The sequence below is a fragment of the Pontibacter beigongshangensis genome, from assembly GCF_014332515.1.
Lineage (GTDB): Bacteria > Bacteroidota > Bacteroidia > Cytophagales > Hymenobacteraceae > Pontibacter > Pontibacter beigongshangensis.
The window spans coordinates 301,177-325,039 of record NZ_VFSD01000002.1 but is presented as its reverse complement, the minus strand read 5'-3'; the positions used below and the strand labels follow the sequence as shown (position 1 = coordinate 325,039).

The 23,863-nt window shown below is 50.6% G+C and carries 18 protein-coding genes; 5 read left to right on the top strand and 13 right to left on the bottom strand.

What is annotated here, in order from left to right:
* The first annotated feature begins 526 nt into the window (after positions 1 to 526).
* Together FJM74_RS03475 and FJM74_RS03470 are read left to right on the top strand one after the other, a co-directional pair.
* Complete coding sequence (locus tag FJM74_RS03475; protein WP_187261155.1) at positions 527 to 3,091, top strand: PEP/pyruvate-binding domain-containing protein; 2,565 nt, start codon at positions 527 to 529, stop codon at positions 3,089 to 3,091.
* A complete protein-coding gene (locus FJM74_RS03470) occupies positions 3,088 to 4,158 on the top strand; it encodes a hypothetical protein (protein WP_187261154.1) in 1,071 nt (356 codons plus the stop codon). Before FJM74_RS03475 ends, FJM74_RS03470 begins: the two co-directional genes overlap by 4 nt.
* On the opposite strand, the gene FJM74_RS03465 is transcribed toward FJM74_RS03470, so the two are convergent.
* The 3 genes from FJM74_RS03465 to FJM74_RS03455 all read right to left on the bottom strand — a co-directional run bounded on the left by FJM74_RS03465 (position 4,107) and on the right by FJM74_RS03455 (position 8,423).
* Positions 4,107 to 5,303 (bottom strand): aminoglycoside phosphotransferase family protein, encoded by a 1,197-nt coding sequence (locus tag FJM74_RS03465; protein ID WP_187261153.1) that lies wholly within the window; start codon positions 5,301 to 5,303, stop codon positions 4,107 to 4,109. The two genes, FJM74_RS03470 and FJM74_RS03465, sit on opposite strands and share 52 nt — an antisense overlap.
* 422 nt (positions 5,304 to 5,725) lie before the next feature.
* Entirely contained in the window at positions 5,726 to 6,832 is a 1,107-nt protein-coding gene (locus FJM74_RS03460) for a DUF3419 family protein (RefSeq protein ID WP_187261152.1), read from the bottom strand.
* A gap of 145 nt (positions 6,833 to 6,977) precedes the next feature.
* Entirely contained in the window at positions 6,978 to 8,423 is a 1,446-nt protein-coding gene (locus FJM74_RS03455; RefSeq protein ID WP_187261151.1) for an AMP-binding protein, read from the bottom strand.
* A 195-nt stretch (positions 8,424 to 8,618) separates the two neighbouring features.
* On the opposite strand from FJM74_RS03455, the gene FJM74_RS03450 reads away from it, so the two are divergent.
* On the top strand, positions 8,619 to 9,053 hold the full coding sequence (locus tag FJM74_RS03450; protein WP_187261150.1) for a DoxX family protein: 435 nt from the start codon (positions 8,619 to 8,621) through the stop codon (positions 9,051 to 9,053).
* A 174-nt stretch (positions 9,054 to 9,227) separates the two neighbouring features.
* Here the strand turns inward: FJM74_RS03450 and FJM74_RS03445 are convergent, their stop codons facing one another.
* The 10 genes from FJM74_RS03445 to FJM74_RS03400 form a co-directional block, all read right to left on the bottom strand.
* Entirely contained in the window at positions 9,228 to 10,712 is a 1,485-nt protein-coding gene (locus FJM74_RS03445; RefSeq protein ID WP_187261149.1) for a lytic transglycosylase domain-containing protein, read from the bottom strand.
* A gap of 9 nt (positions 10,713 to 10,721) precedes the next feature.
* Positions 10,722 to 12,161, bottom strand: a complete 1,440-nt coding sequence (gatA, locus tag FJM74_RS03440; RefSeq protein ID WP_187261148.1) for an Asp-tRNA(Asn)/Glu-tRNA(Gln) amidotransferase subunit GatA — start codon at positions 12,159 to 12,161, stop codon at positions 10,722 to 10,724.
* 244 nt (positions 12,162 to 12,405) lie between these two features.
* The gene (locus FJM74_RS03435; protein ID WP_187261147.1) at positions 12,406 to 12,618 is read right to left on the bottom strand and encodes a Sec-independent protein translocase subunit TatA/TatB; all 213 of its coding nucleotides are present in this window, start codon (positions 12,616 to 12,618) and stop codon (positions 12,406 to 12,408) included.
* Positions 12,619 to 13,383: 765 nt separating this feature from the next.
* Complete coding sequence (locus tag FJM74_RS03430) at positions 13,384 to 14,622, bottom strand: murein hydrolase activator EnvC family protein (protein ID WP_187261146.1); 1,239 nt, start codon at positions 14,620 to 14,622, stop codon at positions 13,384 to 13,386.
* A gap of 270 nt (positions 14,623 to 14,892) precedes the next feature.
* A complete protein-coding gene (locus FJM74_RS03425; protein ID WP_187261145.1) occupies positions 14,893 to 15,636 on the bottom strand; it encodes a DUF4292 domain-containing protein in 744 nt (247 codons plus the stop codon).
* Positions 15,629 to 17,392 carry a tetratricopeptide repeat protein gene (locus FJM74_RS03420; RefSeq protein ID WP_194349940.1) on the bottom strand — a complete coding sequence of 588 codons (1,764 nt, stop codon included), beginning with the start codon at positions 17,390 to 17,392 and terminating at the stop codon, positions 15,629 to 15,631. Before FJM74_RS03420 ends, FJM74_RS03425 begins: the two co-directional genes overlap by 8 nt.
* 6 nt (positions 17,393 to 17,398) lie before the next feature.
* Positions 17,399 to 18,406, bottom strand: a complete 1,008-nt coding sequence (locus FJM74_RS03415) for a sugar phosphate nucleotidyltransferase (protein WP_187261144.1) — start codon at positions 18,404 to 18,406, stop codon at positions 17,399 to 17,401.
* A 189-nt stretch (positions 18,407 to 18,595) separates the two neighbouring features.
* Positions 18,596 to 19,042: a dUTP diphosphatase gene (dut, locus tag FJM74_RS03410; protein ID WP_187261143.1), complete on the bottom strand. Its 447-nt coding sequence runs from the start codon at positions 19,040 to 19,042 to the stop codon at positions 18,596 to 18,598.
* 16 nt (positions 19,043 to 19,058) lie between these two features.
* Positions 19,059 to 20,555: a lipopolysaccharide biosynthesis protein gene (locus FJM74_RS03405; RefSeq protein WP_187261142.1), complete on the bottom strand. Its 1,497-nt coding sequence runs from the start codon at positions 20,553 to 20,555 to the stop codon at positions 19,059 to 19,061.
* 32 nt (positions 20,556 to 20,587) lie between these two features.
* Positions 20,588 to 21,370, bottom strand: coding sequence for an enoyl-CoA hydratase/isomerase family protein (locus tag FJM74_RS03400; protein WP_187261141.1), 783 nt, complete (start codon positions 21,368 to 21,370; stop codon positions 20,588 to 20,590).
* Positions 21,371 to 22,131: 761 nt separating this feature from the next.
* Here FJM74_RS03400 and FJM74_RS03395 point away from each other — a divergent pair.
* Together FJM74_RS03395 and FJM74_RS03390 are read left to right on the top strand one after the other, a co-directional pair.
* Positions 22,132 to 23,094, top strand: a complete 963-nt coding sequence (locus FJM74_RS03395; protein WP_187261140.1) for a DUF3078 domain-containing protein — start codon at positions 22,132 to 22,134, stop codon at positions 23,092 to 23,094.
* 378 nt (positions 23,095 to 23,472) lie between these two features.
* Entirely contained in the window at positions 23,473 to 23,802 is a 330-nt protein-coding gene (locus tag FJM74_RS03390) for a hypothetical protein (protein WP_187261139.1), read from the top strand.
* The last annotated feature ends 61 nt before the right edge of the window (positions 23,803 to 23,863 follow it).

Sequence of the window (23,863 nt, the reverse complement as noted above, 5' to 3'; positions counted from 1 at the left end):
GCGGATGCTCTGGTCAAAGCGGAAATAGTGCTAATTGTTCCCTCTTTTGAGGCGGATCTTACAAGGGAAAATCAAGCTTAAACGCTAAGTTTCGTTCGCTGGTGCGAGCTTGCAGCTCTTACTTTTATCCCACTGGCAATTTAAAAGGGGCAAGATCAAGTTGTTAAGGGTTGATTCTTTACATGCTTTAGTTCAAAGAGAAAAAGATACGAGCTGCAAGCTCTCTCCAGCGGCCTACAAGCTGCCTTTTTCTGCAAGATGAGCTTTGAAAGGGATTGGGAATGAATTATTTCTGCCGTAAAGCTTTTGCTGTTTATTTTGATTTTTGTTTCAGGTGCCTTAAAACTATACTTTCACCTGTTTGCACTGGCAATCATCCCCCTACCCCTTCAAAGGGGGACAAAAAATGCTAAGTAGCTGGATGAAATAAGACTATGATTTCTTAAGTCGAAGTAAGATTTAGCTTCCTGAAAATCAATTGAATATAAAAGTCCTGGGTCTTGATAACTTTGTCCCTTTAAAAAACATGCTTCTACAGAACCAGCAACAAGCAAAGGCCTTTACCATAGGCGGCAAAGCCAGTGGACTTTTCAGGCTGCAGGGCGCTGGCCTGAACGTGCCACCTTTTGCGGTTATTCCTGCCGAAGTGTTTGATGCTGCCTTGAAGGATTTGCCTGCCACTGCTACTGCAGAAAGAAAGACGCGGTTGCTGGATTTTGTGCTTCCTGAATCAACTTTAACAGAGATCAAAGCAGTGCTGAAAAGCTGGAATTTCCCGGAGCAGCCGGTGGTGGTGCGGTCTTCCATCGCTGATGAAGACGGGCAGCATGACGCCTTCCCCGGCATCATGGATTCGTTCCTGAACCTGACGACTCTGGAAGACGTGCTGACAGCCATCAAAAAATGCGCAGCCAGTGCCTACGGCGACCGGGCTGTCGCCTACCGGAACATGAAAGGCCTGACACTCGGAGCAAGACCGGCTGTAATCCTGCAGCAGCAGGTGCAGCCAGTTGCCAGCGGCGTGCTTTTTACCACCTTCCCGGAGTACCCACAGGAGCTGACGGTTCATGCCACCTGGGGCTTCGGGGAGGGGCTGGTGCAGGGAACAACAGATGCGGACGAATTCTATTTTCTGAAAAGCGCCGGTAAGCTGCATCGTGAAGTATTGGCCCAAAAAGAGGAACAGTTGCTGGCAGCAGAGGCAGCAGGCCTGCAAACAGCAGCCGTAGCTGTACAACAACAAACAACGGCCTGTTTAACCATCCCGCAGCTTCAGGAGCTTTACAATACTGGCATAAAAATAGAAAAAGCGTTTGGTGCTCCGCAGGACATTGAGTTTGTGGTAACGGAGCAGCAGCTGTTTATCGTGCAGTCACGGCCTATCACGCAGGCAATTCCGGAGATAGTAGTGTACGACAACTCCAACATACAGGAGAGCTATTGCGGTGTAACCACTCCGCTTACCTTCAGCTTTGCCAGGCGCGCCTACGCCACTGTTTACCGGCAAACTATGCAGGTGCTGGGCTTATCGGAGCAGGAAGTGCAGGCACAGGAGCAGGTGGTTACGCAGCTGCTGGGGCTGGTGCAGGGGCGCATATACTACAACATCAACAACTGGTACAGAGGGCTGCAGCTCCTCCCGTCTTTTAAACAAAACAAAGCCGACATGGAGCGGATGATGGGGCTGGAGGAACCCGTAGACTTTGTGGAGGACCGGGAAAAGACACTGCTAGAAAAAGTAAAGCTCCTGCCGGGCCTGCTGGTGAACCTGTCGCGGCTGCTATGGGCTTTTAGCAGGCTCCCTAAATCTGTTCCGGCTTTTCAGGCGCATTTCCAGAAGCACTACCATTATTTCTACCGGCAGCAGCTAGAGGCTCTAAATCCTGAAGAACTGCTCAAACTCAAAAAGCTGCTGGACCAGGAACTCCTGCAAAACTGGACCACGCCCATCATCAACGATTTTTATGTGATGATGATGAATGGCCGGGTAGCGCGCCACCTGAAGAAAGCAGGCTTAAAAGACACTGACGAATTCCTGAGCCGCTACCTTTCCGGTGATCACCAGATAGAAAGCACGCAGCCCACCCGCGCCATGCAAAAGCTGGCCTACCAGGCCTGGCAACAGCAGGAGCTGAAGCAGTTGATTCTTGATTTGCCCGAAACTATCCATCAGCAGGTGCAGGAAAAGTTCTCTGAATTCCATGCCGGGGTAGCAGCTTTTATAGCACAGTACGGCGACCGCACTGTAGGCGAACTGAAGCTGGAAACGCAGACCATGCGCCTGCAGCCGCTCATCTTCTACAAATACTTGTGCAACTACCTGGCCTCCACCACGGCGCCTTCCCTTGTTACAGACAGTAACACCAACTTTAAGACAGCCGCAGAGGCAGAGCTGCAGGATTTACTCAGCAGCAGGGGAGCCATATTTCAGAAAAAGGTTAGGGAAAGTCTGCAGAAGCTGCAGCAGGCGATCCGGTACCGGGAATCGTTGCGGCTGGAGCGTACGCGGCTGTTTGGCATGTACCGGGCGCTGTATGTGCGCATGGGCCATTACCTGCAGGAGCAGGGAGCTTTGACAGCAGCGGCAGATGTGTTTTACCTGGAAGAGGAGGAAATAGAGCAGGCATTGCTTGCGGAGGCTGAAACCGGAGTAGCAGGTGTAGCGGAGAGCCGGAAAATGGAATTTGAGTTGTACAGAAACGTGGAGGTGCCGGCAAGGGTAGTGGTGCCAAGTCCGCCGGTAGCGCAGGTGGAGGCAGCCAGTTGGACCGATGGTCTCTTGCGCGGCACCGGCTGTTTTCAGGGAGTGGTAACGGGGGAGGTGGTCGTGATCACAGAACCCGGTAGTGATCTGAACGTTTCCGGAAAGATCGTGTGTGCCCTCCGCACCGACCCGGGTTGGGCGGCTCTCTTCCCGACATGCCTGGGCGTACTGATCGAGAAAGGCTCTTCGCTCTCGCACTCGGTTATTTTGTTGCGGGAGTTGGGAATTCCCACTATTATTAATGTGCCCGGGCTAACAAAGCATCTGAAATCTGGAGAGCGGGTGCTGATGAATGGCAGCTCAGGAGAAATAAAAGTAGTAGCATGATAGACCGCTTTGGCTATACCGGCACCTTGCCAGCAAGTTTCTTTACACTCGTGCCGCCGCTCTATGCGGAACTGCCTTATACCCTGCACGAAGATCCGGCTGCCGTACAACGGCTGTTTGATTTGGAGTCCGCACGAAACGAGATCATCGTTTACACCGATCATCGGCGGTTGCGGCTGGTGGGCATCTTCCCGAAAGATTCGGCAGAGGCTCATTTTGGCTTTTGGGAAACGACAGATAATCTCTCTATAAACCAGGAGGCTTTTGCTTTGTTCGAAGCTGACGCGAAGGCCAGAGGTAAGGCCAACATCACAGGTCCGCTGCATTTCAATACGTTTCAGCGCTACCGGCTGCGGCTGGTAGAGCTGCCCTCGTGGGGTGTGTTCGATCGGGAGCCGGTGAACCCGGTGTACTATGGGTGCTTGCTGGAGCAACTGGGGTACGCCCCCCAGAGCCTGTTTGAGAGCAGGTGCATCTGCAAAGAAGACATACCAGCTGTGTACATGAACAAGAAACTGTACCTGGAGGAGGTGCAGAAAATTCCGTATGATTTTGTGCCGCTCACGCCCGAAACCTGGCAGCAGTACGAGCAGGAAATCTTTGAACTGGTGCACGAGGTATTCGGCAGCAACCCTGCTTACAAGCCGGTGCCCAGGGAGCAGTTTAACATGCTTTATAATTTGGCTTTTGCCCAGAAGCTTTGTCCGAACTCCTCCGTGCTGTTCCGGCATAAAGAGACAGAGAAATTTGTAGCCATGAGCTTTTGCCACCCTAATTACCAGAGCTTGCCGCTGCCCGCCGGGGTTTCACCAACCTTTGCCCGCGATTACCCGAGGCTGCGGGAAAAGGTGCTGCTGGTAAAAACAGTGGGCGTGCATCCGGATTTCAGGCAGCAGGGGCTCATGACGTACCTCGGCGCCTACACCATGTTAACCTTTAAGGAGCTGTACGAGGAGGTGATCTTCTGCCTCATGCGCTCCGACAACTACTCCACCCACTTCACCAATTCGCTGCCTTACGAATTGGCTAAGTACGCCTTATTCGGAAAATCCATCGACGCCTCCTGAGCCTGCTCCAGTGTATTGAAGAAGCTGTTTGCCACGCGCGGCAGGAAAGGGTAGGGGCTAACGGAGTGTGCCATCATGTACATGCCCAGGCGGTGCAACCCAAAATCGTAGGCAGCAAGGTAAAAGCCTTTGGCAAAGAGCGCCTTGTCCTCAAACTGCCCTGTGAGATGGTGCAGCTCCTGCCTGTAAAACTCCAGGTACTCCTCCCGCAGGTCGTACTTCTCCGCATCGAGCACAAAACTAAGGAGCTCCACCACATCGTACTGCGGCACGTGCCAGGTAGACAGCTCCCAATCATACACGCAGAATTCAAATTCCGAACCATATCTTCTGAAGCAGGTGTTGCGCGGGTTCAGGTCGTTGTGGATAAATGTTTTGGGCATCTGCTCTAGCTCCTGCCAGTAAGCAGGAAGGTTATCAATGGCATGTTGCAGCAGCGCCACCCGGGCTGGCGTGTAAAGATCCGGAAACTTGTCGGCCGCATTTTGTAGAAGTGCCTGCCACAGGGGCTCCAGCTGCAGCATGTAAGCTTTGGAGGGTACGTCTGTCCAATGGGTTTTATCTAATGGCAGCTGTCGCTCCAGGTGGGCGGCGTGCCACAGGGCTATCTGTTTCAGGGCTGTTCTGATGTGGGCGTCGGTCCATTTTTGGGGTTGCATTACGGCATTCAGCAGCTCCACCTCCTCCAGGTATTCCATCAAAATCAAGTAAACGCCATGCTCCGGTTCGGCACGCAGGCCATAGATCTCCGGGCTCAGGTGGTTGGGCAGCTTGCCATACACCTCCAGTTCGCGCATGTGGGTATGCTGAAAGCCGGTAAGGGCTTTGTACTGTGGGTATACCGCAGCCAGCTCGCCGCCGCATAGTTGTGCCAGGGTGTTGAGCATGGTAACAATTTCATCGCCATGGGGCTTGGCTTTCAGCACCATACGACGCTTTTCTGCTATGCCGTTTGCCTCGTAGGTCACCTCCAGCCCAAAGTGGCCCATAAATTTATCAGTGCTTCCGGCAGTCAGTACTACCAGTATACTCGCAGAGTTATCTACGGGTATGGGCGTGACTTTGTGTACTGTAATGTTCTGGGCCGGCGCGTGCTCCCGCATCAGCTGCTGTATAAAAGGGGCGGTGAAATAGTGGCTCTCCATAAGGATGTTGTTTGGGTGCAATATTTTAATGCTCCGGAACTTGACAATGTTTTAGCTATAGGTTGTACAACAGCACCATTAGCTCCGGAGGTCTGTTTTTATTCAAATAATTGGTTTGTCGGCAGTGGCGTTGCAGTCATAATCTTATTATAGAATGCCTAATTCCATTTTTGTCATTTCGACACAGGGAGAAATCTGCTAGTTCAGGCAACCGTATCATAACTTGGCTTTCATACTGGTTTACTGCTCTTCTGCTCTTCCAGACTTCTCAGTCTGGAAATCCCCGGCAGTGAACTTTCGGATTAGAAAATCCGGAAGAGCACCGGCACACAAGCATGCCGGAATTATGCTAATGAAAAGTGCCCTCCAGACATCTCTGCACCTGCTGCTGCCCAGGGCCTTTGCCGTAATCCGGTGTCTGTTCAGCCTTTTACAGCTGAAAATGAATTTGCCTGCACCCGCACATTCCTGAAATAAAAACAGGCATCTGTGGCCGTAAGCGCTTCTGAAAGTGAACTGTTCAACCACGGGTCGGAGGGTAAACCGGCTCCCTGCTCCTGCAACAGGTTCCAGAAAACCATGCGGAGGTTTCGGTTCGGGTCTGAGAACAGCTTGTGGTATACATGCTCAAATTCTTCGGGACTGGTATACTCAAAAATGTTCGACAAGCTGACCTTGTTTAGCTGCCGCCCTTCCTCCGACAGCAGATAATCGATGGCTTCGGCATTTACTACCTTTAGCTTGTGTAGTTGCTGCCGTAGTTGCTCGTAATGTTGCTCCTGGTAGCACGGCGGCAGGAGGTGTGGCGGTATGTTTGTTGGTCCGAAAAAGAAAAAACGGAAAAAGAAGTTCTGCTTTACCGGCACCGACGCCACCTGCGCCACCAGCCGTTTATAAAATGTGGCGCCTCCTGATTCTTCAGCATACTTAAACAGCTTCGGGTCGCGGCCTTTGCTCAGGTTCGCCTCGTCGAAATAATCGGTGAACTGCTGCTGGAATGGCGTTAGGTGCAGCTCATTCAGAAAGAAGTCGTACTGTTCGGTTACCTTATCAAATGTTATTAATTTCTGTAGCTTTTCCTTCAGCTGCTTGCTTAGCGTATGGTAAAAGATATGGAGGTATGTTTCCAGTTTTCCTGCGGCCAGTAGCCCGTTGGGGTGGTTCTGGAAGAAGGGTGTCCAGTAGCGGAGCATGTCTTCGGGTAGCGTAGGAGCCACTTGTTGCCAGGTTTTTCTGACACTCGCTGCACCATCCAGGCCCAGAAGTGCCCGGAAGACAGGGTATTCGTAATGCAGGATAAGGTGCTTTTTGAGCAGCAGCAGCCTGTTCTGGACCGGGTTCAGGTCGATAGCCGTGATCTGGGCAGGGGCTTTAAGTAGCGCGTTGAGCACGTTGCAGCCGGCTGATGTAATGATTAGCAGGTGGTCAGCGGGCCTAATGTCCAGTGCTTTATACAGGGTGTTGCTGTCTTCCCAAACCAAAGAATAGCGTATCCTGTCCAGCTCCACGTTATAAAACTCTGAGTACATACGCTGCTTCGCAAATTAAAAATTAGAAATTAAAAATTATGATGGCGTGAGCGTCCTCGCTCGTGACCGCTATTCCGCGACCTCTGGCCGCCTGGGAATTCTTATGCAGGTATAAAATTTTTTTAAAATTGAATCGCAGTGGCACTTAGGTAATTTTGGCGTAAAGTATTTTTGAATGATGGCGCGAATCTACTGGTAAATGCTCCCTGAAATATATGCCCTTAATAACCGGAACAGGAAAATACTGCCGCAGCGCTTCCCTGATGTCAGCCTCTTTTGCTGTTCCTTCCAGGTAAATATCAAAGCCTGTTGCCGTAGCGATTGCCGCTGCCTGCAAAATACCTGGCTGGTGCTGGAGCACGTGCTCCAACTGGTAATGCTGCACGCCCTGGTGAAGTTGCTCGTTTCCTTTGCGGCCTGTCAAATACAGGTTTTTATTACGATCCAGGTAGCCGAAGTCGCCGGTGCTGAGCCAACCGTCTTTTCCTGATGCCACCACGTGAGCACCTCTCACCTGAATTTCCCCTACACTAAAAGCACCACCACCGGGCAGCACGATTTCGCCTATGCTTTCAATTTTACATTCCAGCGAAGCATGTACGGCCCCAACCGCATATCCCTTCTGCGGGTCCTCCCTCACAGCTCCCACTTCCCGTACGGCGATAGGCTCTGCCTCCGACGACCCGTAAATGATGTAAACCGTTGCCAGCGGGAAAACAGTTTTAAGGTCATGCGCCAGCCTTTCTGTAATAGGAGAGCCTCCTAGGCCGACTGCCTTCACCTGCGATAGTACTATGTTATGCTGTTGCAGGTACTGAAGCAACTTTCTAAAATAATATAAATTCCCGGTAATTGTATCTATCTGCTGCTTTTTTATTTGCTCCACAATTCGTGCCGGATTCAGTTGGGTTAGATCAGCCCAGGGAAGATCAGGTAAAATACTGGTAGTACCCAGCGACAGGTTGTGGAGCAGGATGTTGGGGAAGAGCGGAAAGTCGCGCAGCCCCGGCCATGGCGGGAAGATTTGGGTGAGCACCTGGTGTTGCGCCTGCAGGATACGATGGCTCCTGTAGATGGCCTTTGGCTTGCCTGTAGAACCGGAACTATGGGAAATAAGGGCAGGCTGTTCAGGAGAAACAGGTGTAGGAGGAAGCCAGGTTGCCGTAATGCTGTTTGCTGCCTGGTTTAAAGAGATAAGTTTGATGTTAAGGACTCTGGCCAGCAAACGGAAGGTGAGAGATCGTTTCCCTATTGTTAAGATCGCTTGTACATTGCTGTGGTACAACAGCTTGAGCAGCATGAATTTAGAAGCCTTGGCAGGCGGTAGAACAGGCACAGCGCCTGCGGCCATTACGGCTAACAAAGAGCAGATAAGACTAATGCTGACTGGTATTGCCAGCATCACCTGCTGACCCTTTTGTACCTGCTCGTTTTCTATGGTATGCCTGGTAGCAGCAATCTGCTTTTGTAAATCGTTGCCTGTAAATGAAACGGCAGCGGTACCTGCTTCTCCTGATGGCCAAACGATAAGTTCCTCCTCCGGAAGCCTGTTCAGCGCCTCGTGTATGTTCTGGAAAAAGTTGTGTGTCATAGGGGGATAGGCGCAGGTTCTCAAAAAGAATAATATAAGGTAAGAAAATAATTGGAAAGCTTTCTGATAACGCTGCTGCCGTTGCCAATCTCTTATTTTTAACCGGCCGCAAAAGCCCCCTTACAATGTCATAATCATACCGCCTACAAGTGGGCGGATTTTACTTCCTTTGTCATAACCAAAACTTCAGGAGATATGAAAGCAACTAAAACAACCAAAATTATTTACTGGACCACCACCGGAATTATATTTCTTTTTGAAGGCGTTATGCCAGCCTTTACTTCACATACAGAACTTGCTGTGGAAGGCATCCGGCATCTGGGTTACCCCGACTATTTCAGAGTGATGCTAACGGTATTTAAAGTGGCGGGTGCTTTGGCTTTGGTGCTCCCCTTTGTGAGTGGCCGGTATAAAGAGTGGGCGTATGCCGGTTTCGGGTTTACCATGATCTCAGCCTTTGTGAGTCATGGCATGGTAGACGGCTTCCACGGACAAACGCTCTTTCCGCTGGTGGTATTTGGCATTCTGGTTATTTCTTACCTCTATTACCACAAGCTCGATAAGCTGCGCCATACCCGTAGCTTGCAGCCTGAGCACCGCAGATCCGTGGCGACGAATCTGATATCCTGATCATCGTGCAGACAGACCAAATTATGCTAATCAAAATGGCCCTCCGGAGCTTCCTGCCCCTGTTCCGGAAACCTCAGGGAGGCAGCGAGCATGGGCATGCCGGTAACTCTAATGCAAAACAGCACCCCCTGCTCCAGGAGGTGCTGTTGTATAGTAACTCTGATTGTACCCGACTTAGCTGATAATCAGCTTCTGGCCAGGCTTCAGCCTGTTGGATTTCAGGTTGTTCACCTTTTTTATCTGCTCTACGGTAATGCCATTGTATTTCTGCGAAATGTCCCAGAGCGTGTCGCCTGGCTGCACATGATGAATCTTTTTCATCTTCGGCTTTGGCGCAGCTGCTTTTTTGGCGGCTGGCTGTGCTGATCTGGCAGGTGCAGCAGAAGCAAGCAGCGTGGTGGTATTTTCAGCTACGGGTTGCAGGATGGTCAGTTTTTGATCAGGCAGGATATAGTTGTTCTCCAGCTCATTCCACTTTATCAGATCTGCTACTGTTACCTGATGCCTTAAAGCTATTCTTACCAGGTTATCCCCGCGTTTTACTACATACGTTACTTTCTGCACGGTATCTGCCTCAGCGGAAGAAGCCAGCAGGGCAGGAGTTTCGTCTGGAACAGTTACAGGTACCGGAGCATAAAGTTCAGAACCAGGCAGCGAGGCAAGCAGGATACACTCCTGATCCGTTTTTAGCAGGGCGAGGCTGTTTGCTGGCACACGCAGCTTATAGTTTTTAATATTTCCCGGAAGCTCACTTTTCTTGATCTCCGGATTCAGTGCCATCAGTTTTTCCGGTGCTATGTGCAGTTCCTCGGCAAACCGCTCCAGGTCCAGGTGCTGGTTGATGACCAGGTGCTCCGTAGGAGTGGCGTACAGAATAGAATCTGAGAAGATGTTATGCTCCGGCGCGTAGTTCATGGCGTATATTACGGCGGTCATGGAAGGCACGTAGCTGCGGGTTTCCTTTGGCAGGTAAGGGAACACCTGCCAGAACGTTTTTTTCCCGCCTCCTGCACGCCTGATAGCTTTGTTCACGTTGCCCGGGCCGCAGTTGTAGGCAGCCATGGCCAGTTCCCAGTCGCCGTACACATGGTAGAGCCGCTTCAGAAACCGACAGGCGGCCTCCGTTGCTTTTTCGGGGTCCATGCGCTCATCTATGTACTGGTTCTGGTCCAGCCCGTACTCTTTGCCGGTTGTTCTGATAAATTGCCAGAGCCCGACGGCGCCCGCCCAGGAGGCCGCTTTGGGGTTAAGGCCCGACTCCACCACAGAGAGATACTTGAGCTCCTGCGGCATGTTGTGTTTTTTAAGGTAGCGCTCGTAGATGGGGAAGTACACATTCTGCCGCGAGATCATGGTGCGGGTGTACTTGCGGTTACGGATGGTGAAGTAATCGATAAAACTCCTTACAAACGGATTAAAGGTGAGCGGAATCTCAGACTCAATGCAGCTTAGCCTGTCCTGAATCACCTCGTGCGGCACGTTGGGTATGTATTCAACCAGCTCCTCCTGCCCGAGCAAGGCAGTATCCAGCTTAGGTTTAAGCGAATCTTCCGGAATAAAACTGTTAACCCTAAAACCATAATTGGCAGCGTTGGCACTAAAGGCCAAGGCGCTGCCAACTATAGCTGTTAGTATAGTAAGAAATTTTGAGTACGTCATGCTGTTGTATTACACTTCTACGGTGATCTTTTCAAGGATATGATTTGAGAAAGCCAGCAAGGAGGCTTCTTCAAATGAACGGCTCATAAGCTGCAGACCGATAGACAGACCTTTTTGGTCGCGCCCTACAGGAATAGAAATAGCCGGAACACCGGATAGTGAGGCCTGCACAGTAAATATATCGGCCAGGTACATGGCCAGCAGGTTCTCCGAATTCTCCCCTATCTTGAAAGCCGTAGTTGGAGTAGTGGGTAATATAAGAAAGTCGTACGTTTGAAGCAGCTCATCGGTTTTCTCCTTGATGAGTCTCCTAACTTTTTGAGCCTTAGTATAATAGGCGTCGTAGTAGTCGGCGCTGAGTACAAAGGTGCCCAGCATAATGCGGCGCTGCACTTCGTCGCCAAAGCCTTCGGAGCGCGTTTTTTTGTAAAGTGACTCCAGATCGGTTACGTTTGGGCTGCGGTACCCGTACTTCACGCCGTCGTAGCGCCCCAGGTTAGAGCTAGCCTCAGCCGTTGTCAGGATGTAATAGGTGGGAACGATGTAGTCGAGGTATGGGAAGTCTACCGCCTCTACCTCGTGCCCTGCATCTTTGAGCATGCTTTTCACACCCAATATGCAGTCTTTCACCTCTTTATCCAGACCTTCGCGCTCGAAACAGTCCCTGATATAGCCGATTTTAAATTTTTTGTCGCCGGTGGCAAGTTCCTGGCTGTAGGCCGGCACTTCGCGGTGGCTCACGGTGCTGTCGAGGTCATCTGGCCCGGCCATTACCTCAAGCAGCAGGGCGGCGTCTTCCACACTGTGTGTAATCACGCCAATCTGGTCGAAAGAGGAGGCATAGGAGACAAGCCCGAAGCGCGAAATGCGGGAATATGTTGGCTTAAGACCTACAATGCCACAGAAGGAGGCGGGTTGGCGCACAGAGCCGCCCGTGTCGGAGCCGATGGAGGCCAGGCACATGTCTGCCTGCACGGCAGCTGCCGAACCGCCCGAAGAACCGCCCGGCACGCGTGTAGGGTCGTCGGCGTTGAGCACCGGGCCAAAAGAGGAGTTCTCGTTGGAGCCGCCCATGGCAAACTCATCGCAGTTCTGGCGCCCGATAATAATGGCGTCTTCTGCCAGCAGTCGCTTTACGGCCGTAGCCGTGTAGAGCGATTTAAAACCTTTCAGTATCTGGCTGGAGGCCTGTAGGGAGTGGCCCTCGTAAGCAAGCACATCTTTTATGCCGATGACCATGCCGGCTAGCTTGCCGGCGGTGCCGTTCGCTATTTTCCTGCTCACGGCCTCGGCCTGTGCGTAGGCTTCTTCCTCAAATACTTCCAGAAAAGCGTTTAGTTCGGCTTTCTCTTTAATGTTTTGCAGGTAGTACGCTACGAGCTGGCGGCATGTCACCTGCCCGCTCTCTATATCCGTGCGTACGGCGCGGAGCGAATTATACTTTTTCAAACTGCCTTAGGTTTGTTATCGTAATCGATATGTTTTTCTAATTCGTTTTCGATCTTGTTTGAAGCGAGTTACGCGCCCGGATGCCCTTGCCAACGCTGTGGCTGGGCCCGGAGGGTGTTATCGCCAAACAGATAAGAGAACTGCCGTCAGGATAACAGGCAGTCCGCCTCCTCCCAGGTATACCGGCAATAGTCAGGCTAACCCCTGGGTATAAGATTAAGAATGAATTATAAGTAAGCTGCTGCTACTTTGTGGTACTGTCGTCTTTCACCGAGTTCTCGATGTCGCTCTTAATTTCTTTAGTTGCGTCTTTAAACTCCCGTATGCCTTTGCCCAGGCCTCTTGCCAGCTCAGGAATTCGCTTTGCACCGAAAAGAAGAAGGATTGCAAACAGAATCAAAATAACTTCAGTGCCTCCGAGGCCTCCTATAAAAAGAAATGCGTTGGTGATTGCCATGGTATTAAAAATTTGAAGATGAAATTACGACAAAATTACGGTATATATTTTATTAAAACCCATAAAACCTGACTTTAGTTTACTTGCAGGTATTTTGTTTGGCCCTGCAGCCGGGGAGTGGCCTCAGAAACGTAGTGAGGAACAGCGCAGATAGCAGGCTCCTTCTACCTGTTTGCCTCTAAAGAACTGGCAGAGTCGGTAATTTGACTTTTAAGCGATTTGTTGTGAAATGAATTGTCCCTTTTTGGGTCTCAGATTCCGTAAATGGGAACAAAACAGGGTGGTATATGGCATTATAAGTTTGATAGTAAGTGAGTTATAATTTTTATGGAAGTTGGCCCGGAATTTGTTAAAGTACTAATGTGGGAAATTGCATAATCCACCTAGCTATAATATATATAGAATTGTTTTTTCCTTCTGCAGTTTTTTACTAATTTGGCTGGTGCAAAACTGCCTGTTGTTGGATAAGAAAAAAATTAGATTTACATTAGTTTGAAACTAATACAGGAAGAGCAATAAACGCTCCTGTTTTATATAAAGAATTTATTAAGTTTGTTTTCATAGCTTGGAAAGGCACCCTGCGCTGTAGGGTGTTTTTTTACTTTTAGGGGTATCCTAATTTCCCGGAGCCCTAGAGCCTCACAGCGCAGCAGAAAGTGCTCCGGAGGGCCTTTTTCATTAGCATAATTGCTTCCGTTTGTTTCAAAAGGCCCTGCCAGGCCGGTTTCAGCTTCCCCCCTTCTTTTACCACCCCATAAAATTTCCTTACTTCGCCCTGATCCAGCCTTCCGGGTTCAGGGTTTCGCTGTTTTTCCAGATCTGGAACTGCAGCTCGGTGGTGCCGTTGGCATCTGTGAAAACGGAGCCGATAGGGTCGTTGGGCTTCACATTCTGCCCTTCTGATACGCTCACCGATTTGAGTTTGGCATACACCGTAAAAAACTCTCCGTGCTGGATCATCACAATATTGTTCATACCCGGCACGCTGGCCACTGTCACAACCTTGCCTTCAAAAATGGCGCGGGCATTTTCTCCGTTGGCTGTCTGGATGTCTATGCCGCGGTTCTCTACCACTACCCCTTTCAGAACCGGGTGGTTGTGCCGGCCGAAGCGCTGCGAGATAAATCCGCGCGATACCGGCCAGGCCAGGCGACCTTTGTTGCCCGAGAAGTTAGATGATATAAGGGCCGCCTCCGGCGTAAGCGTAATCTTGTTGGGGCTGCCACTGGCTTTTCGGCCTTCTTCGCGGGCTGCCCTGGCAGCTCTTGCCATCTCCTCGCGCACCATGTCGGCAATCAGGTTGTCGAGCTTCTTAACGGCCTGCTGGCGCTGTGCCACTTCTTTTTTGAGGCTCTCCTCCTGTTTGCTGAGCTGCTGCACCATGTTGTCCTGCTGCGTTTTGAGGGTGAGGAGGTTTTTGTTTTCTACGAGCTGCTTGCTCAGCAGGCCCTGCTTTTCGCGCCTTTTGGCTTCCAGTATGGTCAGGTGCCCGTTTAGGGCGGCCTGCACCTTGCTTATTTGCTCCACCTGCTTTTTACGGGCTTCGGAGTACTGCTGCAGGTAGCGCATGCGCCTCACAAACTGGTTAAACGACTCGGCCGCGAACAGGAACATGAGCTTGTTGTAGCTGTTGGCCGTTTTGGAGGCGGCATACACCATGCGGGCATACTCTGCCTTTAGCTGCTCCAGGTCGTGCTGCAGCGCATTCACAATTCCTTCGTTCTCTTTTACATCAGACTCGATGTACTTTATTTCTTTGGAGATGGTGCCGATCACCTCTTTCTGCACCGTGATTTTTTCTTTGATGGCGTTGAGCTGGCCAAGCGAGGCTTCTTTCTTCACCTTGGTCTGTTGCAGCACCCGGTTGGCTTCCTGTATGCGCCTCAGGTTTTCTTTTTTCTCTTTTTCCAGCTGTGCCTTCGACTTGGTCTTGCTTTGGGCAACGCCTGTGAATGGCAGCAGGAGCAAAGAAATAAAAAAGAGGAATATGTGAAAGGGCTTCATTTATATGGAATGCTTCGGCTCGTGGGCTACAAATATGGCAAATCTAAACACGAAGAACCAAACGCTTTATTGTTTTTAGACAGGAAGTTAAAATTAGTTTGCAGGAAAGGGCTGCAGGGCATGGTTCATCTTAAAAATAAATTTCACAATAGAGATTGTTGCCGCTGTTTAGTGCAGTGAAGACAGCCGGTTATAGCTGTTCCGGGACAAATTATTTGAATGAAAACTGCCCTCCGGAGGCATCGTCTGCTGCTGCTCTTGCTCTTCTAATTACAGCCTCTTGTAATCAGCCGGAACAGCAAACGGGAAGTCCAGGGCCTCATCTACCACCGCTATTTTGGTGTGGTTTAAGGTAAAGGAAGAGGTCTGCCCCGCGTGCAGCACCTGGGCAGCCAGCGCATGCGCAAACGATACGGTGCCGATTGGCTGGAAGCTGTCGTACTTCACCATGATTTTGTTGGAGGTCTGCTGATCGGTGATGTTGAGCTGCTGCAGTTTCTGGCTCTCAACGCCTATAAAATAGTCGAACAGTTGATTTTGGCGTAGCTGCTGCACATGCTGCAGTTGTGCTGCTTCCTGCACTTTTTCGGCTCCGTTCGGTTGATAGTTGCCCGTCAGAATGGCTTGCAGCACATCAAAGGTAATATCCACTTTAAATCTGTTGCTCAGAAAGGCAAAGTCGGTGGCAAGGTATTCTTTGTGAATGCGGTTTATCAGGAAAACGGAGTCGCGGGTAACTTTGAGGCGGGCAGCCTCTATGCCCAGCCCCGGTACCACAGACACCCAGATCACGCTGTCTTTTTTCATGCGCAGCGACATGCCGGAGCTCTGGCTACCGTTCTTGTCTTCTATCTTGATCTGGCTTCTGGCGCTCAGGTAAGTAAAGTCGAGGTTTTGTACCGTTACCTTGCCTATGGTTTCGGTGGCCGTGGTGGCGGTGGTAGGAATTACGTCTTTTTTGCAGGCTGTTAAAAACAGGAGGCCCAGCAGGCAGTACACCAGCTGTTTATTCATACAATTTCTTTTCTTTTATTTTCTGTTCTATAAAAGCGGAGGCTTCTCCTTTTACTTTGGCTCGTTGCCATTGTTTTACGGCCTCGTCCTGCTGGCCCAGCTTGTAGAGCACATCGCCATAATGTTCAACAATGGTGGCGTCGTCTGACACAGCAATGGCCTGCTCCAGGTATTTGCGGGCAGCCTGGTAATCTTCCAGCTTGTAGAGCACCCAGGCATAGGTGTCGAGGTAAGTGGGGTTGTTGGGGTGCCTTTCAACGAGCTGCGAGGCCATTTGTTTGGCTTTATCCAGCTTCTCGTTCCGCAGCGACAAAAAATAACTGTAGTTGTTGAGCACATGCTCGTTGTTGGCATCCATGGCCAGCACGGCTTCGTAGGCTTCGTCAGATTTTTTGTATTCTTTTAACGAGTTGTAGCCGTCTCCGAGCTGCATGTTAAACTGCTTTACCAGCTCCGTTTCCTGCGCCGACAGGCGCTTGCCTCGCTCCAGGGCGTTAACGGCCTTCTTAAAGTTTTTCTCGATCAGGTGCCCGGTGCCGTTATAGAACCAGAAAATGGCCTGGTTCGGGAATAGCTCCAGTGCCTGCTCTGAGTGTACCACGAGCGAGTCGGTCTGCGACAGCTCGGCATCGAGCAGCACAACCTGCTGCCAGATCTTAAAATGAGAATCGTCGAACTTTATGGCTTTCAGGTAGTTGTCGCGGGCTTTTTCCTTTTTATTTACGATGGCCTGCAGGTCGCCGGCCACGGCATAGGCTTTGGCCTCCTCCGGATGCGCCTCTACGGTAAGTTCAGCCAACTCCAGCGCTACGCCCTCAATAGCCGGGTTGGGCAGCTGCCTGATAAAATCGACCAGTATCCGCACTTTGGTGTCTATGTCGAGGTCCGGGTTGGCAAATGCCAGCTTCACCTGCTTCTCCGACTCCACGGAGTTGCCTTTCTGGCGGTTCAGGTCCGAGAGCATCAGTTGGGCATAGGGGTTGTTGGGCTCCAGGCGCAGAGCCTTGTTCAGTGTCTGGATAGCGATATCCGGTTTCTGGGCCGCATTATACAGCTCTGCCTGCGACAGGAAGTAGCGTACTTCGGTAGGATTGGAGGCGATCAGCTTTTCCCCTTCCTGCAGCGCCTTGTCTATGTTTTTCTGGCGCAGGTAAATCTGCTGCCTGTTAACGGAGAGCTGCTCCATGGGGCCGAATTTCTTTTCGATCCGGTCATATGTTTTTATGGCATCGGGGTAGTTGCCTTGGGCCAGGTAAAGGTCTGCCAGGTTAAAGAGGTACTGGTCTGTGTCGGGCACTTTTTGCATCAGGCTGTTGTACACCTGGGCCGCTTCGGCAAACTGTTTCTGGTCTGTGTGGGCCTGGGCCAGCAGCAAATAATAATAAGTATTAGAAGGGTCCTGTGCTACTGCCGACTGCGCATAGATAACGGCTTCTTTCGGGTTTTTGAGGAGCAGGTTTGTTTCGCCGATCTTGTAATTAAGCGCCGCGTTGTTGGGGGTAAACGAATGCGCCTTTTTAAAGAGCTTCAGGGCCTCTGAGTAATCCTCTACAATAAAAAACTTCATTCCATCCAGAAACAATGCCTCGCTGAATTGCTGCTCCTGCTCGTTTGGCTGCGTGGCAGGCAAAATAACCGTAGCTGTTTCCTGCGCGGCCTTTGCCTTTTTCTTTTTAGACTGGGCCAGGCTCTCTCCAGTTATAAGCACCGTGAAGCAGCAGGTTGCGAGAACAATGTTTCTGAATAGAAGAATCATGGTAATTTATTCTTTAAGCGTATTGAAGTCACCTAAGCTGAGGTCAGACTGGTGCCCTTCGTACGTAACATTATTCCCTAGCATAGAGTTTGAAATGTTGCCGTTTTTTAGGGTGGTGTTCTCTTGCACAATAGAGTTGCTTATTATGGAGTCATACACGTTGGTGTTATTTCCGATAGAAGCGTGAGGGCCGACTACAGAGTTCTGGATAACGGCGTTTTCTCCGATGTATACAGGAGGTATTATCACCGAGTTTTGCAACGTAGCCGATGATGCCACCAGATCCTTCTCATCCTTTATATACTCCAAATACCGCTGATTAGTATACACGGTTGCATTTTTATTTCCGCAGTCGAGCCATTCGGAGATAAGAGCAGGTACAAAAACGGTGCCCTTGTTCTTCATGTTCTCCAGCGCGTTGGTCAGCTGGAACTCGCCTTTGTCTTTAATGTCGTTGTCGAGCAGGTACTGCAGCTCGCTGCGCAGGTAGGCGCCGTCTTTAAAGAAGTAGATGCCGATGATGGCCAGGTCAGATACGAAATGCTCCGGCTTTTCTACAAAGTCAGTGATTTCGTTGCTTTCGTTGAGCTTGATAACCCCGAAAGCCCTCGGGTCTTCTACGCGCTGTACCCATATGGTGCCATCAGCGTTGGTGTCCAGCTCAAAGTCAGCCTTAAAAAGGGTGTCTGCAAAGGCAACCACTACTTTTCCTTCCAGTGAATTCTGGGCGCAGAGGATGGCGTGGGCGGTGCCCAGTGCTTCTTCCTGGTGGTAGATGCTGCCTTTTGCTCCCACCGACTCGGCGATGCGCACCAGATCCTGCTCCACCTGCTTCCCGAAATCGCCAATAATGAAGGCCACTTCCTCAATTGGCTCCTGGCAAACTTTGGCAATGTCTTCTACCAGTCGCTGTACGATTGGTTTTCCTGCAATCGGGATAAGGGGTTTTGGAATAGTGAGTGTATGCGGGCGCATTCTTTTTCCCATTCCGGCCATTGGTACAATAATCCTCATAGCTAGTGTATTTTTTAGTTAGTTAATTTATTTGTATTTGTTTAGATACTTGCGCTGGTAAAGCAGAGCAAGCTGTTGGTTTTAGTTGTTGGTTGTTAATTGTTGAATTGTTTTTTTGAGGTAAAGCGAACAGCAGAAGGATACGCCTTAAATCAACTTTTAACTCTTAACTTTTAACTCCTGAAAGGTTCAGCGTGTGCCGGTGCTGCCGTAACCGCCTGCTCCGCGTACGGTGTCTGTTAGCACTTCAGCCTCTGCCAGGGTAACGCGCTCGTATCTGGCAACGACCATCTGTGCAATGCGCTCCCCGTCTTCCACTACGAAAGCCTTGTCAGAAAGATTGACAAGCAATACTTTTATCTCGCCCCGATAGTCGGCATCTATGGTGCCAGGGCTGTTTACGATGGAGATGCCGTGCTTGTAGGCCAGGCCGCTCCGGGGCCGTATCTGTGCCTCGTGCCCCTGCGGCAGCTCCAGGTAGAGGCCGGTGGGAATAAGCGCGCGCTGTAGTGGCTCCAGCGTAACAGGCACCTCCAGGTTTGCCCGCAGGTCCAGGCCAGCCGAGTGGTCGGTCTGGTAGGAGGGAAGCGGGTGTCTGGATTTGTTTATGACGTTTACCTGCAAATTGTTGTTCATCTGTCAAAAATAAAGATTATAATTTGTTAAAAAAGAACAATCGCTCCCGGCTGGCAACTATTATCAGGAACAGGGCGCAGATGCCGAGGCTGAACAAGTAGCTGACCCAAACATTTGAGATAGGCACATACATAACCACCAGCAGGAGCAGTGCGGCCAGCACCACATAGCTGATAATGCGGCCAGCAGGATACGGGATAGGATGGTAACGCTGGCCCAGCCAATAACTGACGGCCGCCATCGCAAAGTAGCACACCAGGGTAGCCCAGGCAGAGCCCACGTAACCCAGTACCGGTATCAGCAGCAGGTTCAGCATAATAGTGATGATGGCGCCACCTGCGCTGATCCAGGTGCCGAACTGGGTGCGGTCGGTGAGCTTAAACCACACCGACAGGTTGTAGTAAACCCCCAGAAACAGGTTGGCCAGCAGCAGGATGGGCACCACCACCAGGCCGCTATGGTAACGCTCATCTATAAACACCTGGGCAATTTCGTGGCGGAAGGCGCTTACAAACAGAAAGATAAAGGCGCAGCTGATCACAAACCACTTCATGATCTGGGCAAAGGCCTGTGGAGAGTTCTTGTCGCTGGCCTGCGAGAAAAAGAATGGCTCGGCCGCATACCGGAAGGCCTGTATGGCCAGCGACATGAAAATAGACAGCTTGTAGCAGGCCCCGTAAATGCCCACAGCGGCCATGTTGCTCATGTTGGGGTAGAAGTTTTCGGGCAGGTGGTACTCCAGCAGAATCCGGTCTATGACCTCGTTTACCATGCCGGCCAGGCCCATAAAGAGCAGCGGGTAGGCGTAGCGGAGCATGGGTTTCAGCTGCTCCGCATCGAGCCTGAAGCGGAAAATGCGCAGCTCTTTCCAGAGCAGGGGTAGCTGCAGGGCATTAGCCACCAGGTTTATCAGGAAAATATAGCCAACGCCAAAATCCGGGTCATACACCTTTACCACCCAGGGCCGCAGCTCCGGCAGGTAATCGCCGTTGTAGACCTGGCGGCAAAATACCAGAAAGAACATGTTGGCGCCAACCGTAAGCAAAATATTTACCAGCTTGATAGAGGCGAATTTTACGGCCTTGTTCTGCAGCCGCAGCCAGGCAAACGGAATAGTGGCAATAGCATCGATGGCCAGCACAATGGCCAGCCACACAATGTACTCCTGCCGCTCCGGAAAGCCAATAAAGCTGGCAATAGGGCCTGAGGCCAGTAACAGGATGGCCGTAAAGAGCAGGCTGCTGCTCCCGATCAGGCTCAGCACTTTGTTGTAAAGCGCGTGCTGGTCGGTGCCAGGCTTGTTTGCAAACCTGAAAAACGCCGTTTCCATGCCATAGGTGTACACCACGTTAAACAGCGCCACAAACGAATACAGGTAGGTAACCACGCCGTAGGCTTCGGGGAGGAAAGCCTTGGTGTATACCGGTACGAGCAGGTAGTTGAGTACCCGGCCAATAATGCTGCTTAAGCCATAGGCTGCTGTTTGCCCGACCAGTTTTTTAGCAATACTCATATTTTCTGTGGGTCGGGGAATTTAAGCCAGTATCATCGGCCTGTGAATGCCGGCTTGCGCTTTTCTAAAAAAGCGCTGGTGCCTTCCAGAAAGTCTTCGGAGCTGCAGCAGCGAGCAAAGGAGTTGGCTTCTGTCTGGTATCCGTTTTCGTCTTTGGTATACACGGCGTTTACACAGTCTATCACCAGCCCAACCGCCAGGGGCGCCTTGGTCATTATTTTTTCGAGCAGGTCCACACACCTGGGGTAGAGTTCCGGCGGGGTCGTAACATAGTTCACCAGGCCGAAATCGTGGGCTTCCTGGGCTGTTATCATCTCGCCGGTCATCAGCAGCTCCATGGCCTTGCTCTTGCCGATGAGCTGCGTGAGGCGCTGTGTGCCGCCATAGCCCGGTATCAGGCCCAGGTTTACTTCGGGCTGGCCAAAGCGGGCGTTGTTGCTGGCAACGCGCATGTGGCAGGCCATGGCCAGTTCGCAGCCTCCGCCCAGGGCAAAGCCGTTCACGGCCGCAATCACAGGCTTGTTGCAGCGCTCTATCATGGTAAACACCTCCTGGCCCTGCTCTGCAAAACTGCGGGCGTTCACGTCGCTCAGCTCAGAGATCTCCGCTATGTCGGCACCGGCCACAAAGGCTTTGGAACCGGCACCGGTAATTACGACGGCTTTAATGGCAGGATCATCATACACTTGCTGTATCGCGAGTTTTATCTCCTTCACGGTATCTCTATTGAGGGCGTTCAGCTTGTCTTCACGATTGATTGTGATCGTGAGAATTCCGTTTTGCAGTTGAAGCAACAGGTTTTCGTATGAGTCCATCAGATTATTCAACTATTGGTTAAAAATAAATTTGAGCCACAAATATAGTAAAATCATTAGACCCCTGCACAGGCAACTGGCGGAGCTGGTGCCGATCCGGGCAAACGACCTCTTGTTTGGGCAGCTGTTACGTACGGAGCAACACCTTTATTGTAGCATTTTTTCTGAAAAACATGCGCCACCCGGAAAAGTTTGGGACACAGCAGCAGCAAAAAGCTCCGGAGGGGTGTTTTGATTTGAATAATCGGGTTGTTGATTGTTGAATGACTTGATTGTTAAATTGTTAAATGGTTGATGATTCAATTTAAAGATTTGCAGATATGGAAATTTGAGGATGAATGGCGAGCAAGGTCTCTTTGAAATAACCAACTCTTCCGTGCCTGGCATCCGGATTCAGACGAAAGACCTATCTTCTATAATCTGGCATCTATAAACAGCAGTAGCAGCAGCAGAGTTGGCTGCAGGGTTGTTTTCATTAGAATAATTTGTAGTGATGGTTTCAGATTTCTCTGTTGTAACAGCTTATGCTCTTTGCCCGATAGGGCTGGGGCGGATAAGATGCGCAAAAGCCTTTAACAGAAGGTTTTTTTAATACCCGTGCATCCTTACCTTTGCCGCCAGATTAATTCCGGAACCTGTTATCTTTAAATTATATCAGCCTCAAAAGCTTTTGCCAGGCCACTACATAAACCAGGAGCTAGGGCGCTTTGGGGAAAGTGAGCAGAAACCCTGCCTTGGACTGATTGATTAAACTATTGCTGATGCTTAAGTCTTATTTCTTCCTGCCTGCTACGCTCGTAGCCTTTTTTACATTAATTGCCACTTCTCCTGCCAATGCCCAGGAAATTAAACCAGATACCGCCTCTGCCGCCAATGTGTGGGACTTTAGCGGTATTGGCAACGTTAACTTCAGCCAAATAAGCCTGAGCAACTGGGCTGCCGGCGGCCAGAACTCGCTGTCGGTGCTCAGTACCCTTAACCTGGTGGCCAATTATAAAAAAGGGAGAAATACCTGGAACAACTCTGCCAACGTGACCTTCGGTTTTGTGAAGCTGCAGGGGCAACGGCTCCAGAAGAGCGACGACAGGCTGGAGCTGAACTTTAAATACGGCCGCGAGGCATCAGACAAATGGTTCTACACGGGCCAGGTAAATATACGCACGCAGCTAACGCCAACCTTTACGCCCGCCCGCGACACGGTGGTGTCTAATTTCCTATCGCCCGCCTTTTCGCTTGTTTCGCTTGGTATGGACTATAAACCCAGCCCCAGGCTCTCCATATTCGTGTCGACGCTGACAGGCAAGTTTACGGTGGTGATGAGCCAGCGCTTGGCCGACCTGGGTTACTTCGGGGTAAAGCCAGCCTGGCGCAACGAGGCGGGCAAGTTGCTGCCCGGCACCGGCGAGCGGTTCAGAAGTGAGGTAGGGGGCTTCCTGAACGTGCGTTTTTCCGATAAAGTATGGGAGAACGTGAGCGTGCGATCGCGGCTGGACCTGTTCAGCAATTATCTGCGCAACCCCCAGAACGTAGACGTGAACTGGGAGAACCTGGTCGACTTCAAGGTTAACAAATTTATATCAGCCAGCCTGTTCTGCCACCTGGTCTACGACGACGATATCATGATTAATGTAGACCGGACCGGCGACGGTAAAATAGATGGCAAAGGTCCGCGTTTACAGTTTAAGGAGACTTTAGGAATCGGCTTTTCCTACAAGTTTGATTAAAAGCGCCCGGCCTGGTTTTTCCGTCCAGGGAAGCAGCAGCAGCAATAAAATCCTCTGGAGGGTCATTTTTATTAGAATAATTTAAATACTTGCAGCCAGAAGCCGGCCACTGCTCTCCGGGTGCGCGTTCTGGTTGCAATTATTTGTAGGCGGGCTGCTTGCTTGGTAAATAATAATTTGTAATTTATAATCTTCGTAAGGCAGGAGGGCCGGGGTTTTCCCTGTTTTGTGCCTCATGCCGGTAATTTTGCTTTTCGGTATTATACTTGCTGTTGTACCTGCTGAACTTTTAAAACAATATCTGCTGTTTTGAGTAAAACCAAATCTTCAGGTAAATTAGTCCGAATTCGTACCTACTAGACCTATAAAAACATTCTTATGAACAAAAACGCCATTCTTTTGTTTTTCTGCCTTGGGCTGCTATTGTGCACAACAGGCGTACAGGCGCAGGGTGCTAAACACACTAGCGGTAAAGATGAGTTCTGGGGCACGCCCAAAGCTGCCACTCCTGGTGCCACCGCCGATGCAGTTGGCGCTCGCGAAGCAAACCTGGATAAACGCCTGAATACCTATGAAACCGGTAAAAAACGCCATTTCAAGATCACCAAGTATAACGACAAGAAGTATAAGGAGTTTGAGAAACGGGAAAAAAAGATGCTGAAAAACTACAAGCGCCAGAAAAAACAACTGGCCCGGAGAAGAGATTAACCAGCCATTGCTGTAGCAGGAACAGGCTATATGCGATACAGAAAGCGTGCTCTGGTGCCGG